This window comes from Buttiauxella sp., assembly GCF_035271705.1.
Classification (GTDB): domain Bacteria; phylum Pseudomonadota; class Gammaproteobacteria; order Enterobacterales; family Enterobacteriaceae; genus Buttiauxella.
The window spans coordinates 26,465-39,307 of record NZ_DATERI010000010.1 but is presented as its reverse complement, the minus strand read 5'-3'; the positions used below and the strand labels follow the sequence as shown (position 1 = coordinate 39,307).

10 protein-coding genes and 1 pseudogene are annotated in these 12,843 nt (G+C 49.3%); 3 read left to right on the top strand and 8 right to left on the bottom strand.

All coding sequences use genetic code 11. The features are described 5' to 3' along the window. A pseudogene (locus tag VJY99_RS00945) lies at window positions 1-639 on the top strand (hypothetical protein); the annotation flags it as partial. A gap of 625 nt (window positions 640-1,264) precedes the next feature. Here the strand turns inward: VJY99_RS00945 and VJY99_RS19630 are convergent. From VJY99_RS19630 to treR, 4 genes are all read right to left on the bottom strand, one after another. Continuing rightward, window positions 1,265-1,516 carry a hypothetical protein gene (locus VJY99_RS19630; RefSeq protein WP_414641550.1) on the bottom strand — a complete coding sequence of 84 codons (252 nt, stop codon included), beginning with the start codon at window positions 1,514-1,516 and terminating at the stop codon, window positions 1,265-1,267. Between the two features lie 290 nt (window positions 1,517-1,806). Beyond that, a complete protein-coding gene (gene treC, locus VJY99_RS00935) occupies window positions 1,807-3,459 on the bottom strand; it encodes an alpha,alpha-phosphotrehalase (protein WP_324115459.1) in 1,653 nt (550 codons plus the stop codon). Between the two features lie 178 nt (window positions 3,460-3,637). Continuing rightward, window positions 3,638-5,056 carry a PTS trehalose transporter subunit IIBC gene (gene treB / locus VJY99_RS00930; protein ID WP_324115457.1) on the bottom strand — a complete coding sequence of 473 codons (1,419 nt, stop codon included), beginning with the start codon at window positions 5,054-5,056 and terminating at the stop codon, window positions 3,638-3,640. 122 nt (window positions 5,057-5,178) lie between these two features. Beyond that, window positions 5,179-6,126 carry a trehalose operon repressor TreR gene (gene treR / locus VJY99_RS00925; RefSeq protein WP_324115455.1) on the bottom strand — a complete coding sequence of 316 codons (948 nt, stop codon included), beginning with the start codon at window positions 6,124-6,126 and terminating at the stop codon, window positions 5,179-5,181. A 237-nt stretch (window positions 6,127-6,363) separates the two neighbouring features. On the opposite strand from treR, the gene VJY99_RS00920 reads away from it, so the two are divergent. Then, window positions 6,364-8,754, top strand: a complete 2,391-nt coding sequence (locus VJY99_RS00920) for a beta-N-acetylhexosaminidase (protein WP_324115453.1) — start codon at window positions 6,364-6,366, stop codon at window positions 8,752-8,754. A 70-nt stretch (window positions 8,755-8,824) separates the two neighbouring features. On the opposite strand, the gene ridA is transcribed toward VJY99_RS00920, so the two are convergent. The 3 genes from ridA to pyrB all read right to left on the bottom strand — a co-directional run bounded on the left by ridA (window position 8,825) and on the right by pyrB (window position 10,830). Then, a complete protein-coding gene (gene ridA, locus VJY99_RS00915; RefSeq protein WP_324115452.1) occupies window positions 8,825-9,211 on the bottom strand; it encodes a 2-iminobutanoate/2-iminopropanoate deaminase in 387 nt (128 codons plus the stop codon). 207 nt (window positions 9,212-9,418) lie between these two features. After that, the gene (gene pyrI / locus VJY99_RS00910) at window positions 9,419-9,880 is read right to left on the bottom strand and encodes an aspartate carbamoyltransferase regulatory subunit (protein ID WP_324115450.1); all 462 of its coding nucleotides are present in this window, start codon (window positions 9,878-9,880) and stop codon (window positions 9,419-9,421) included. Window positions 9,881-9,897: 17 nt separating this feature from the next. After that, window positions 9,898-10,830 (bottom strand): aspartate carbamoyltransferase, encoded by a 933-nt coding sequence (pyrB, locus tag VJY99_RS00905; protein WP_324115448.1) that lies wholly within the window; start codon window positions 10,828-10,830, stop codon window positions 9,898-9,900. A gap of 405 nt (window positions 10,831-11,235) precedes the next feature. Here pyrB and VJY99_RS00900 point away from each other — a divergent pair, with 405 nt between their 5' ends. Further along, window positions 11,236-11,688, top strand: a complete 453-nt coding sequence (locus VJY99_RS00900) for a YhcH/YjgK/YiaL family protein (protein WP_324115446.1) — start codon at window positions 11,236-11,238, stop codon at window positions 11,686-11,688. A 60-nt stretch (window positions 11,689-11,748) separates the two neighbouring features. Here VJY99_RS00900 and argF read toward each other — a convergent pair whose 3' ends face one another. Then, window positions 11,749-12,756, bottom strand: a complete 1,008-nt coding sequence (gene argF, locus VJY99_RS00895; RefSeq protein WP_324115444.1) for an ornithine carbamoyltransferase — start codon at window positions 12,754-12,756, stop codon at window positions 11,749-11,751. Between the last annotated feature and the right edge of the window lie 87 nt (window positions 12,757-12,843).

The window sequence follows — 12,843 nt, the reverse complement described above, 5'->3', positions numbered from 1 at the left end:
AGCGAGTGCCAGAGTAAGGAATCAAACGGAAAAACCTGGTATCAAATTCCCGCAGAGTCGGCATGGATACCCGCTAATGATGTGGAGAAAGTGAATCAGTTTGATCTTGAAAAACGTGGTTTTATCCGGCTGGAGCAAAATGAGGAGCCCCGGAGCTTTTTCCAGACCCCGAAAGAAGGATGGTTGCGTCAGGCGTTTGGCCGGCTGGAAAAGCTGACCCGAAGCGATGCCAGTGACACCTATTCGTCGGGTGAGGCTGAAAGCTATAAGAAGTTACTTCAGCAGATGGATATGAATCAGGATGGTTTGATAGATACCAACGAGCTGTGGCGGTACCTGCATAATCACCAGCCCGATATCCGGCATCAGGTACAACGCCTGGTGGTGAAGCATCACAGTGAATGGCTGAAGGATGGTATGACGGCGCTCTGGCAGGCGGCCCTGGATGAACAGAGAAAAAGCTACCCTGAGCTGGCATTATATAATCAGGAGTATATAAACAAGCTGGTGTGGATGAAGGAGGTGCCGGAGATCCGCAGCAGTGAAGTCCTGTGGCATATGCATCCGGTGGTGTTTTTGGATGCTCTTAACGTGAAAACCAAAATTATTCCACTTCATACAACAGGATGGAAATCATGAAAATTTTATTACAGTAGATTCACCGACAGTATCGAGGGAGTAAAACTATTTTGGTTGAATTAACAGGACACTAAACTGTCAGTCATGATGGAGGTGTTCAGTGGAACAGAAGCGACATTTTACAGTATAGTTTAAAAGTGAGGCGGCGGTGCTGGTTCTTGAACAAAATTATACCAATAACCTATGCAGCACAGGCTCTGGGTGTTAATCCGAAAACACTCAGTAAATAAATGCCTATTTCTAAATTCAAAAAAAATAAAGGAAATGTTTACTGGCCATTGGAAATTAACCGCAATCCAATTTCCTTATATCAGCGTTAAGGGCAACTGGATTTGCTGATGGCGGTAGACCGCATCGGTTGTCAACTTTGACAGGGCAATACGGTCTGATCCAATTGTTTATAAAGACTTAGCCAGCCCAAGCCGCACGGCGTAATCATTCTCGTGATTACCGTCTTCGTTGATGTAGGTTTTATCCAGTGAAACGAGTTCGATGTACGGCGTTCAGCCCTGAATAAACGGACGATAATGAGTATTGGTACTGGTAAAACAGTGACTATACTTGGAGCAACGGCATAGCCATTGCCGAGATCAAAACGCCAACGGGTTTCAATTTCCTGGGCTGCTTATGTTAAGCCTTTGTCCTCAGAATTCAGGCGATCGGTATCGCCAAAAAACGTATCATTATGATTTTGTGCTGCTTCAACAGAAGAATAAAAACCATTATCTGCCTGGTGCATCACTTTAATACGCGAATCATTAACATCTGAATTTGTATTATGCCCGAATCGTACATCAACGGCGGTAGTGGCACACCAGGCGGCATTAGATATTATTAATGAAGTCAGTAATGCTATTTTTGAATTAGAGGTATTCATAAGCATCCTGTCAAATAAATGAAAAGTTGGCAGGAAAAATTGTGATTAATTAATTACGGTGTGTTAAAGGTTTTATGATCCATTTGTTGTATAGTAATACTGGGAAATACTATACCCAAAATAATTCGAGTTGTATCACGGCGGCAAGAGAGCGAGTCCCTGGGAGCTTAGTAAACTAAGTGACCTGGGCGAGCGAGCGTAGCCAACAAAGATGCAGCTTGAAGGATGACGGGTATAAAAGAGTAAAAGCAGATAAACACTCAATGGATGCCTTTATCTGCTATTTAAAATTACTGCAACCAATAAACCGCCTCAAATGGCCGTAAGCTCATTTCGCCTGGTTTACCCGCCGCATCAGCGTAGTTCTTCATCAGCACTTCCCAATCGCCTTCGAAGACCTCTGGCATCCACCACTGATTTTCATGGCTGAGGTTTGCGGCAACAACCAGCGTTTGGCCTTGCCATTGGCGACGATAACACCACAAATACGGGTGTTCCGGCAGCAGGTCCTGATAGTTACCCCAAGTGAAGACCGGGTTTGCCTTGCGCAATTTAATCAGGCGCTGATAGGCGTAAAACACCGAATCAGGGTCATTCACTGCTGCTTTGGCATTGATGGTTTGATAGTTGTCGCACAGGTTAATCCACGGCGTGCCGATGGTGAAACCTGCGTTTTCGCCATCGTCCCACTGCATCGGCGTACGGCTGTTATCGCGAGATTTACGGGCAAGGATCGCCAACAGATTGGCGCTGTCCCGGCCCTGCGCGCGCAGCTCGGCGTACATGTTGTGGCTTTCGACATCGCGGTAATCAATGATGCGTTTGAAATGCGGATTGGTCATCCCCAACTCTTCGCCCTGATAGATGTACGGTGTGCCTTGCATGCCATGTAGCACCATCGCCAGCATTTTAGCTGCCGGAACACGCAGTTCACCGTCGTCACCAAAGCGCGACACAATGCGCGGCTGATCATGGTTACACCAGAACAGCGCATTCCATGCCACGTTATGCATTCCCTGTTGCCAGTGGCTGAAAATCGCTTTCAGCGCGATGTAATCAGGGGCTGCCAATGCCCATTTCTGCCCGTTAGGATAATCCACTTTCAGGTGATGGAAGTTGAACGTCATCGACAGTTCATTGCTGTTGAGTGCGGCATACTGCTGGCAGTTATCGAGTGTTGTGGAAGACATTTCGCCCACAGTCATCAACTCACGTGGGACAAACACATCGCGGCTGAACTCCTGCAAATACTCATGAATGCGCGGCCCGTCGGTGTAAAAACGGCGACCGTCACCCCTCTCAATATCGTTCGGGAAATCCTGGTCTTTAGAGATAAGGTTAATCACGTCGAGGCGTAGGCCATCCACGCCACGATCAGCCCAGAATTCGCAGACCTTTTTTAACTCGGTGCGCACTTGCGGATTCTCCCAGTTGAGATCCGCCTGCTCCGGTGCAAACAGGTGTAGATAATACTGGCCGCTCTCTGCGTGCCAGCGCCAGGCGTTACCGCCAAATTTAGATCGCCAGTTGTTGGGCAAAGTTTCCGGCGTACCGTCACGCCAGATGTAAAACTCGCGATAAGAACTGTCTTTGTTCAGTGACTCGTGGAACCAGGCATGCTGCGTGGAAGTATGGTTAAACACCATATCCAGAATGACGCGGATACCGCGCTCGTGGGCGCCTGCTACCAGTAAATCAAAGTCATCCAGCGTGCCGTAGGTATGATCGATTGCGCAGTAGTTCGCCACGTCATAGCCATTATCGACCTGCGGAGAGACATAAAACGGCGTCAGCCAAATGGCATCAACACCCAGCAACTTGAGATAATCAAGGCGCTTGATAACGCCGATTAAATCGCCGGTTCCATTCCCGGTCGTGTCCTGGAAACTCTTCGGGTAAATCTGGTAGATGACGCCATGCTGCCACCAGGGAGTTGTGTTCATAAATCATTCCTAAATGCCCGTCATACTTCGAGTTGCCGCGGTGTTGGCGGCACTCGCTCACCCCAGTCACTGACTTTAGTCAGCTCCTGGGGATGAGCTCTTTTGTCGCCTGGCTGCAACTCGAATTATTTAGGGCATGTGTTGAAAACAAAATCATAAAAAACTAAATCATAAAAAACTAAACCACCAACAACGATCCCTGACGGTATTTGCGCTTATACATGACGCTAGTCAGTACCATCGGCACTATCACGGCTATCAGAATCGCGAGGGAATAAACTTCCCAGTAACGCGGTTGAATGGACAAAATGCCCGGTAAGCCGCCAACGCCAATACCGTTCGCCATCACGCCGCTCAAACCACATAGCAAGCCAGCCAGACCCGAGCCGATCATCGCGCACAGCATCGGGAAACGGTATTTCAGGTTGATGCCGTACATCGCCGGCTCGGTCACGCCGAGATAGGCAGAAATCGCCGCCGGAACTGAAATCTCACGCTCGTTATGCTTACGGCTACAAATAATGATGCCAAGAACCGCTGATGCCTGAGCAATGTTAGACAGTGCAATCAGTGGCCAAACAGGCGTTCCGCCCATGCTCTGAATCATCTGCATATCGATGGCGAGCGTCGTCTGATGCACACCGGTAATCACCAGCGGTGCGTACAGGAAGCCAAACAGTGCGGCACCAATCGGGGCAAAGCTACCGGTCATCAAGTGGCGAACCGCAAAGGCCACCCCGTCACCAATCCAGCGGCCAAATGGGCCGATAAACGCATGTGCCAGGAATACCGCCAGAATCAATGAACAGACAGGCACTACTACAAGATAGAGGTAATTTGGCACGATGCGTTTCAGACGCGTCTCAATAATGCCCAGAGCCAGGCCCGCCAACAACGCAGGGATCACCTGTGCCTGGTAGCCCACTTTCTCGATGGTAAACAGGCCAAAGTTCCACACTTCAGGAATTTTGCTACCCAATTCATAAGCATTCATCAGCTGCGGTGATACCAGCGTGACGCCAAGGACTATCCCAAGGATAGGTGTCCCGCCGACTTTTCGCACAGCTGACCAGCAAATACCGACTGGCAAATAGAAGAATATCGCCTCGCCAATCAGCCATAAGAAGTCATAAATCGATTGCAGCGACGGGTACATTTTCGCAAGCGTAAGCCCGTTGCTCATTGGCAAGTCGCCGATCACATTACGGAAACCTAAGATCAAACCGCCGCTGATTAATGCGGGTAGCAGAGGGAAGAAGATCTCGGCAAAGTGGGAGATCAAACGCTCATGCCATTTCATATTCTGGCGTGCGGCGAGCTTCGCTTGTTCTTTGTCTGAATTACTGTGGCCGCTGGTGGCGATCAACGCCTGATAGTAATCACCCACCTCTGGGCCAATCACCACCTGGAACTGCCCGGCGTTGGTAAAGCAGCCTTTCACCATCGGTAATTCTTCAATATCTTTTGGTGATGCAGCGACTGGGTTGTTCAATACAAAACGCAAGCGTGTAATACAGTGACTCACGGTTGCGATATTCGCACGTCCACCGACCAGCTCTATCAGCTTGTCTATATTCTGTTGTTCCACTTTGGCCATTATGATGTCCCGAGGTAGTGAGGTATTTCTGCCAGCAAGGTTATCTTTTATTCTTTTTCTCTAAAATGGGAACGTTCCCGAAACGCAGCGACGATCACAATAAACCGTAAATGAGGGGGAGGTTACTGCAATGATCCCGGGATAACGATCTGGCGTAGATCGCAGGTTTGTGTGATCTGGCCGATCAACTGCCTGGCGGCCTGACGACCGGCTTCAGCGTAGCCAGGATCAACGGTGATTATCTCTGGATGGAGGAATTTCATCAGCGGTGTGCTGCCGACGCTCGCCAATTGCAGGCTGGTACGTTGATGTTCTTGCAGATATTTACTGGCACCCAAAGCGAGGGTATCGGTGGCACACACCAGAGCGGTAGTTTCGGAAGTCAGCACTTCTTCAACATGATCATAGCCTTGCTTCATGGCCAGGCCTGGCAGTGCAAAGTTAGCTGTCAGTTGGTGGGTTGCACAGAAAGCAAGATAGGCCTGATGGCGGCGGTAACCCGTGGTGACATCGCTATGGGGAACACCGAGGAAACTAATCTGCCGGTGGCCTTGCCCATAAAGGTGCGACATCAGGATATTGATTGCTCCTTCATCGTCATAACTCACGGAAGCAAACCCTTTGGCATCTCTGGCCATCAGAACGAGCATTGACTGCCACGGCTGCAAAACTTTCTCGGTAATGCCGGTGAAACCAAACAAAATCACGCCGTCGATATGACGACGCTGCAATACACCCAAATGCTCTTCAACCAGTTTTGGTGAAAACTGACTTTCCATCATGATCGGGTCATAGCCTTGCTCATAGAGCGATGGCAGCATGGTTTGTACCGCGAGGTTTTCCGAAAGCGAGTCCAGACGCGTCACAATAATGGCGACCACTTTATCGCTCTGGCCACGCATGGCGCGTGCCGAACGCGAAGGGGAGAAACCTTCTTGCTGCATCACCGCTTCCACGCGCTCACGGGTGCGAGCACTGACCCCGCTTTCATTATTCAGAACTCGCGAGACAGTGGATTTACCCACGCCGCTTAAACGCGCGATGTCTTTGATGGTGAGACGGTTTTGCATTGTTCTTGTTCTTCCCAACAATCGTTTTTTTATAGAGTAGAGTTTGCCAACCATACCACAATGGAAAATATCAACGATATCCCTGGCGATCAGGCTTCTATAGCCGCCGTTACGGCTGGCAGAAATCTTAATTCTGGCGAGATGTGATCTGCATCTCGTCGCTGTGTTGCTGAATATTTCTACACGTGTTACCAGATAGTTTTTGCGTTTCAGCCCGTCATTGTGAAAGGAATTTTCATGTTCAAATCAATACCTTTATGCCTGTTGGCTGGTTGTATCGCTGCAACTTGCCAGGCTTGGGCTGCTCCTGCAGGTGATCTACCATTAATGCCATGGCCACAGCAAGTTGAGCGTCCATCAGCCGAAGGGATGTTGGTTCTCGACAACACACTCTCTATTAAAATAACGGGCGATAAACTACCAGGTGCTACCGAGCGCTGGCGGCAGAGAATTTCCCAACAGACTGGCTGGCAACTGCAACCGGCACTGGCCAACCCTGCAAAACCCACGATAGATATCCAAATCAAAAAAGCCGTCGCCCCATTACCTAACCTTGGCAGCGACGAAAGCTACGAAATAAGCGTCACCTCAGATGGGGTAAAACTCACGGCGAACACGCGTTTTGGTGCCATGCGCGGCATGGAAACAGTATTACAGCTGATCCAGAACGGTCCTGAAAACACGACCATTCCATATGTTGCCATCAAAGATCAGCCACGTTTCCCATGGCGCGGATTGTTAGTCGACTCAGCGCGTCATTTCATGCCAGTCAAAGATATTCTGCGCCAGTTAGACGGGATGGCCGCCGCCAAAATGAACGTTTTTCACTGGCATTTGACTGACGATCAAGGCTGGCGCTTTGCTTCCACCGCTTATCCAAAATTGCAGCTACTGGCCAGTGACGGTGATTTTTATACCCAGGCGCAGATGAAAGAAGTGGTGCGCTACGCGACATCGCTCGGCATTCGTGTGGTGCCTGAGATGGACCTGCCTGGCCACGCTTCGGCCATTGCCGTGGCTTATCCAGAATTGATGAGTGTGCCAGGGTCGTATCAAATGGAGCGGCATTGGGGTGTGTTAAAACCGCTGCTTAACCCGACCAACGAAGCTGCCTATAAGTTTGTTGATACGCTGATTGATGAGCTGACCGCTATTTTCCCAGACAGCTATTTACACATCGGTGGCGATGAAGTCGATGACTCGCAATGGAAAGCGTCGCCAGCCATTCAGGCGTTTATGCAGCAGCATAATCTGGCTGATACCCACGCTTTACAGACTTACTTCAACCAGCGGCTGGAAAAGATCCTCGAAAAACATCATCGTCAAATGATGGGCTGGGATGAGATCTATCATCCGGATCTACCGAAAAATATCCTGATCCAATCCTGGCAAGGGCAGGATGCATTAGGGACGGTCGCGGCTAACGGTTATAAAGGTATCCTCTCCACCGGATTTTACGTGGATCAGCCGCAATCAACCGCATACCACTACCGCAATGAGATCCTGCCTCAAGGGTTGAATGGCATCGACAAGATGACCGATGAAGACAGTGCTCAAAGTTGGTTCTTCAGTATGCCGCGCCTGAAAGGCAGTGCGGTAGAAGGCAGTTTTACACTCGTGAACAGCAATATTGCCTGGCGCGGATTTATCGACTTTAAAGGTAAATCCCGTCGTGCGGTGCGTGATATTGAGTGGCTGAGCCCGACGCAAGTGACCTTTACCGTTGATACCTGGATGGGGGAAACGCGTCCGGTATTAACACTCGATAAAGATAAATTGAGCGGCTATTTGCTGGTGGGCAACGTGCGTTATCCGGCAACTGGCCAAAAACTAGATGATGTGCAAGACGGCATCCAACCGGTGGTGCCAACGCCTGAACAGATGGCCAATATTCTCGGTGGTGAAGCGGCACTATGGGCTGAAAACGTGATATCGCCATTGCTGGATATCAAACTGTGGCCACGTACTTTTGCGGTAGCAGAGCGTTTATGGTCGACGGAAGATGTGAAAGACATCGATAACATGTACCAGCGCTTGCAGACGATAGATGCCTGGTCAACCGTATCTGTTGGCTTGCAGCAGCACACGGCGGCTGTTCAGCAATTGACGCGCCTGGCGGGAACGCCGGACATTATGCCGTTACAAATTCTGGCTCAGGCCGTTGAACCAGCACAGTACTACACGCGTCAGCATCTGAAATTCCAGGCCGGAAATTACCATCACTTCGAACCGCTAAACCGTTTTGCGGATGCGCTGAGCGCGGAAAGCACGCAGGTACGGGCGCTGGAACTGTGGGTTGAAAAACTGGTTGCCGATCCGGAAGACGGCAACAGCGCGGTTTCTCTGCGTCATACCTTCGCGCGCTGGCAAAGCAACACGACAGATGTGCTGGAACTGATCGATGGTAATTATCAGCTCAAGGCATTAAAACCGGTGGCTGAAAATGTCGATAAACTGGCAGGCATGGGATTACGGTTAACGGATCTGGTGGCGAAACAGGGAACATTGAGTGCAGATGAATATCATGCCATCCAGAAACAGCTCGATGACGCAGCACAAACACAGGATGAAGTGGTGATTGCGGCGGTTTATCCGTTGCAGAAACTATTGCGAGCGTGTGTGAAGTAATTTGTAGGTCGTACACTTGCGTTATCCGACAAAATTTAAAGGCCGCGATGACGGCCTTTAAATTGAATCGTTAGCGGCGGATAGCAATCGCTTCGATTTCAATTTTCACATCTTTTGGCAGACGAGCAACTTCGACGCAAGAACGCGCTGGGAAAGTCGCTTTGTGCTCATTAAAGAAGGCTTCGTAGGTCGCATTTACGGTTGCGAAGTCATTTAAGTCTTTAACGAAAACAGTTGTTTTAACGATGTCGCCCACTTTCAGGCCCGCCGCTTCAACGATTGCTTGCACGTTTTCCAAAGATTGACGCGCTTGTGCCGCCACATCTTCTGGCACGCTACCCGTTTTTGGGTTAACTGGGATTTGGCCGGAAGTGATAATCATGCTGCCCAGGTCGACACCCTGAACATATGGCCCGATAGCGGCTGGTGCGTTTTCGGTGCTGATAATACGAGACATTCTTTCTCCTTAGAATAACCATATCTTTCAAGTCGCAGGGGTGTTGGCTGCGTGCTCCCACCCCAGTCACTTATTAATATAAGCTCCTGGGGATGAGATCACTTGCCGCCTACCTGCAACTCGAAATCTAAAGGTTATTAATCGTGATGAGTAGGCAAACAAAAAAGCTCCCGTCCATTATAGGGACGAGAGCTTTTGCGGCAATGATTAATCAGCTAGCACAACGTAATGTGAGAACTCCTTCTCACAATATTTGCATTTGAGATTGATGTTTTCGTCGATTTTTTTCACTGCAAATGAAGAATGAACGGGTTCACTACGGCTGATGCAGTTGGTATTTGGGCAGACCAGCACTTTATCGATGCGCGAAGGCAGGCTCGGTTTGCTCTTACCGACCACTTCATATTCATCAATACGGTTTACCGTCGCCTGCGGTGCATACAGCGCCAACTGGTTAACTTGCTCATCCGTCAGGAAGGTATTTTCGATTTTAATCAGGTCTTTACGGCCCTGTTCTTTTGAAGGTAAGTTCAGACCGATGGTGATGCGCTGGTCGGTTTCTGTTAACTGGAATAGCGTCAGTAGCTTAAAGCCCACCAGAGCAGGAATATGATCGATAACCGTACCGCGTTTAATCGCTTCAACTTGTAATTTGTTGTCGTGTGTCATCTTAATCTTCCTCTTACTCAAACCAGTTCAGGATTCAAAACTAACGCCAGCAAAGCCTGGCGGGCATAAATACCGTTTCCTGCCTGCTGGAAATACCAGGCGTGCGGCGTTTTATCGACATCTGTGGTGATTTCGTCAACGCGCGGCAGCGGGTGCAGCACCTTCATGTTTTCGCGAGCATCAACCAGGTCTGCGGCACGCAGAACAAACTGCGCCTTCACGTTGGCGTATTCCGATGGGTCAAGACGCTCTTTCTGTACGCGAGTCATGTACAAAATATCCAAATCAGCCACGACATCGTCGATATCTTCGTGGCAGCTCCAGGCAATACCTTTTTCGTCCAGCATATCGAGAATGTACTTCGGCATTGCCAGTGCATTGGGTGCGATGAAGTAGAAGCGATTGCCTTCAAATTTCGCCAGTGCCTGCGCCAGAGAATGCACGGTGCGGCCATATTTCAGGTCACCGACCATCGCGATATTCAGGTTTTCCAGACGGCCCTGCGTTTCCTGGATGGTGAACAAATCCAACAGCGTTTGAGTCGGATGCTGGTTGGCACCATCACCCGCATTCAGCACCGGTACATTGCCAGAGAACTCTGTCGCCAGGCGCGCGGCCCCTTCTTGCGGATGGCGCATCACGATGGCGTCAACATAAGTACTGATGACCGAAATGGTATCGGCCAGCGTTTCGCCTTTTTTCCCAAGCGAAGTATTGCTGCTGTCTGAGAACCCGACAACCGATGCGCCCAGGCGGTGAACTGCAGTCTCAAACGACAGGCGTGTGCGTGTTGAAGCTTCAAAAAAACAGCTGGCAACAACGATGTGTTTCAACAGTTCAGGTTGCGGATTGGCTTTCAGTTTTGCCGCAGTTGAGAGTGCCAGTTCAAGCTCTTCACGACTGAGATCGTTTATGGAAATGATATGTTTTTGATAAAGGGGGTTAGCCATGGTTATCTCCTGTTCTCGGACGTCGGGCAAAAAAAAAGGCCCCTCAATGAGGGGCCTTTGGAATTGATTGAAGCAACGGAAAGAAAAACAGGTTCGCGCCGTCTTTTAGACGACGTGGTGTGGCAATTTTTTGAACACACTGGACCATGCTTCCTCCCGGCAAATTGTGGCGAATTATACGCATGTAAGAGGACACTTCAAGCGATTAACTCACATATTTAAACTGTCAGTAATGGGTTGCTGAAGATGCTTACCTGCCGCTTTAGGTATCAGACTTGTGCTGCCTTGATGTAACGCAAATTTTTTAGGATGCAGCACAGATTTTCATAAAAAACTCGTAGCGGTAGAAGGTGAATACTCGTATAAATACGATAATAAAACATCGTTTCAAAAAGGGTATAGATCATGATCATTGGCAACATTCACTCTCTGCAATCCTGGCTGCCGGAAGAACTTCGCCTGGCGATTGAGCACGTTAAACAACATGTCACCCCAGAAACTCCACTTGGGAAGCATGATATCGACGGTAACAACCTGTTTATGCTGGTTGCTGAAGATTCCACACAGCCAATTGAAGAGCGCCCGGCGGAATTTCACCTGCGCTATCTTGATATCCAGATTCTGATGAGTGGCCAGGAAGGGATGACGTTTAGCTGTCTGCCTGCGGGCACGCCTGAGACTGACTGGTTGGCGGAAAAAGACATTGCGTTCCTCCCAGCAGGCGAGCAAGAAAAAACGATTATCATGAACGAAGGGGATTTCGTGGTGTTCTACCCGGGCGAAGTTCACAAGCCACTGTGTGCGGTGGGCAACCCAGCACTCGTGCGTAAAGTCGTCGTGAAAATGTTGATGGTGTAAAAATCAACACGCTGTAAATAGCAGGGCGGATATGCGCATGCGCTATCCGCCGTTTCTTTTTTAAATGTCCGTAAGCGTCGCAACCATCACCGCTTTAATGGTATGCATGCGGTTTTCAGCCTGAGAGAACACCACGCTGTTTTGTGATTCAAACACTTCGTCCGTCACTTCCATACCACCATGCAGGCCATATTGTTCCGCCATTTGCTTACCTAGCGTCGTTTGGTCGTCGTGGAAAGCGGGTAGGCAGTGCAGGAATTTCACATCAGGATTGCCGGTCAGTTCCAACATTGCGCGATTGACCTGATAATCTCGCAATAGGTCGATACGCTCCGCCCATTTCTCTTTGGCCTCACCCATCGACACCCACACATCGGTATAAATAAAATCGGCACCTTTAACGCCTGCGGCAATATCTTCTGTCAGGGTGATATTCCCACCGTTGTGCGCAGCCAGAGCCTGGCATTCGGTTACCAGTGTTTCTTCCGGCCAGCACGGCTGTGGCGCCACCAGACGCAAATTCAGCCCGGTTAACGCGGCAGCTTCCAGCATCGAATTGCCCATGTTATTACGCGCATCGCCTGTATAAACCAGTGTCATCTGCTGGAAGGTTTTGCCAGGCAATTGCTCTTGCATGGTCAGCAAATCCGCCAGTAATTGCGTTGGGTGAAACTCGTTGGTCAGCCCGTTCCACACCGGCACACCAGCATACTGCGCCAGCGTTTCAACGATTTCCTGACCAAACCCACGATACTGAATGCCATCGTACATCCGGCCTAATACGCGAGCCGTATCTTTAATTGATTCTTTATGCCCAATTTGGCTGCCGCTTGGGCCGAGGTAGGTGACACGTGCACCCTGGTCAAATGCGGCAACTTCGAAAGAGCACCTCGTACGAGTCGAGTCTTTTTCGAAGATGAGCGCGATGTTTTTCCCAGTAAGATGCTGAACTTCAGTGCCTTTTTTCTTATCGTTTTTCAATTTAGCTGAAAGGGCGAGTAATTCATGAAGTTGTGCGGGGGTGAAATCCAGTAATTTTAGAAAATGCTTTTGATAGAAATGACTCATATCTTCCTCTCATGGCACAAGCCAGTAATTGAATATAAATTCAATTTATATGTATGGATATTCATTTGCAACCCCGAAAGTAAAATC

What these genes read in the sequence shown, in the direction of transcription:
- treB (WP_324115457.1), bottom strand. Translation starts at nt 5,056, where the DNA reads ATGGCCAAAGTGGAACAACAGAATATAGACAAGCTGATAGAGCTGGTC.
- argF (WP_324115444.1), bottom strand. Translation starts at nt 12,756, where the DNA reads ATGAGTCATTTCTATCAAAAGCATTTTCTAAAATTACTGGATTTCACC.
- pyrI (WP_324115450.1), bottom strand. Translation starts at nt 9,880, where the DNA reads ATGACACACGACAACAAATTACAAGTTGAAGCGATTAAACGCGGTACG.
- VJY99_RS00900 (WP_324115446.1), top strand. Translation starts at nt 11,236, where the DNA reads ATGATCATTGGCAACATTCACTCTCTGCAATCCTGGCTGCCGGAAGAA.
- VJY99_RS00920 (WP_324115453.1), top strand. Translation starts at nt 6,364, where the DNA reads ATGTTCAAATCAATACCTTTATGCCTGTTGGCTGGTTGTATCGCTGCA.
- treC (WP_324115459.1), bottom strand. Translation starts at nt 3,459, where the DNA reads ATGAACACAACTCCCTGGTGGCAGCATGGCGTCATCTACCAGATTTAC.
- VJY99_RS19630 (WP_414641550.1), bottom strand. Translation starts at nt 1,516, where the DNA reads ATGAATACCTCTAATTCAAAAATAGCATTACTGACTTCATTAATAATA.
- treR (WP_324115455.1), bottom strand. Translation starts at nt 6,126, where the DNA reads ATGCAAAACCGTCTCACCATCAAAGACATCGCGCGTTTAAGCGGCGTG.
- pyrB (WP_324115448.1), bottom strand. Translation starts at nt 10,830, where the DNA reads ATGGCTAACCCCCTTTATCAAAAACATATCATTTCCATAAACGATCTC.
- ridA (WP_324115452.1), bottom strand. Translation starts at nt 9,211, where the DNA reads ATGTCTCGTATTATCAGCACCGAAAACGCACCAGCCGCTATCGGGCCA.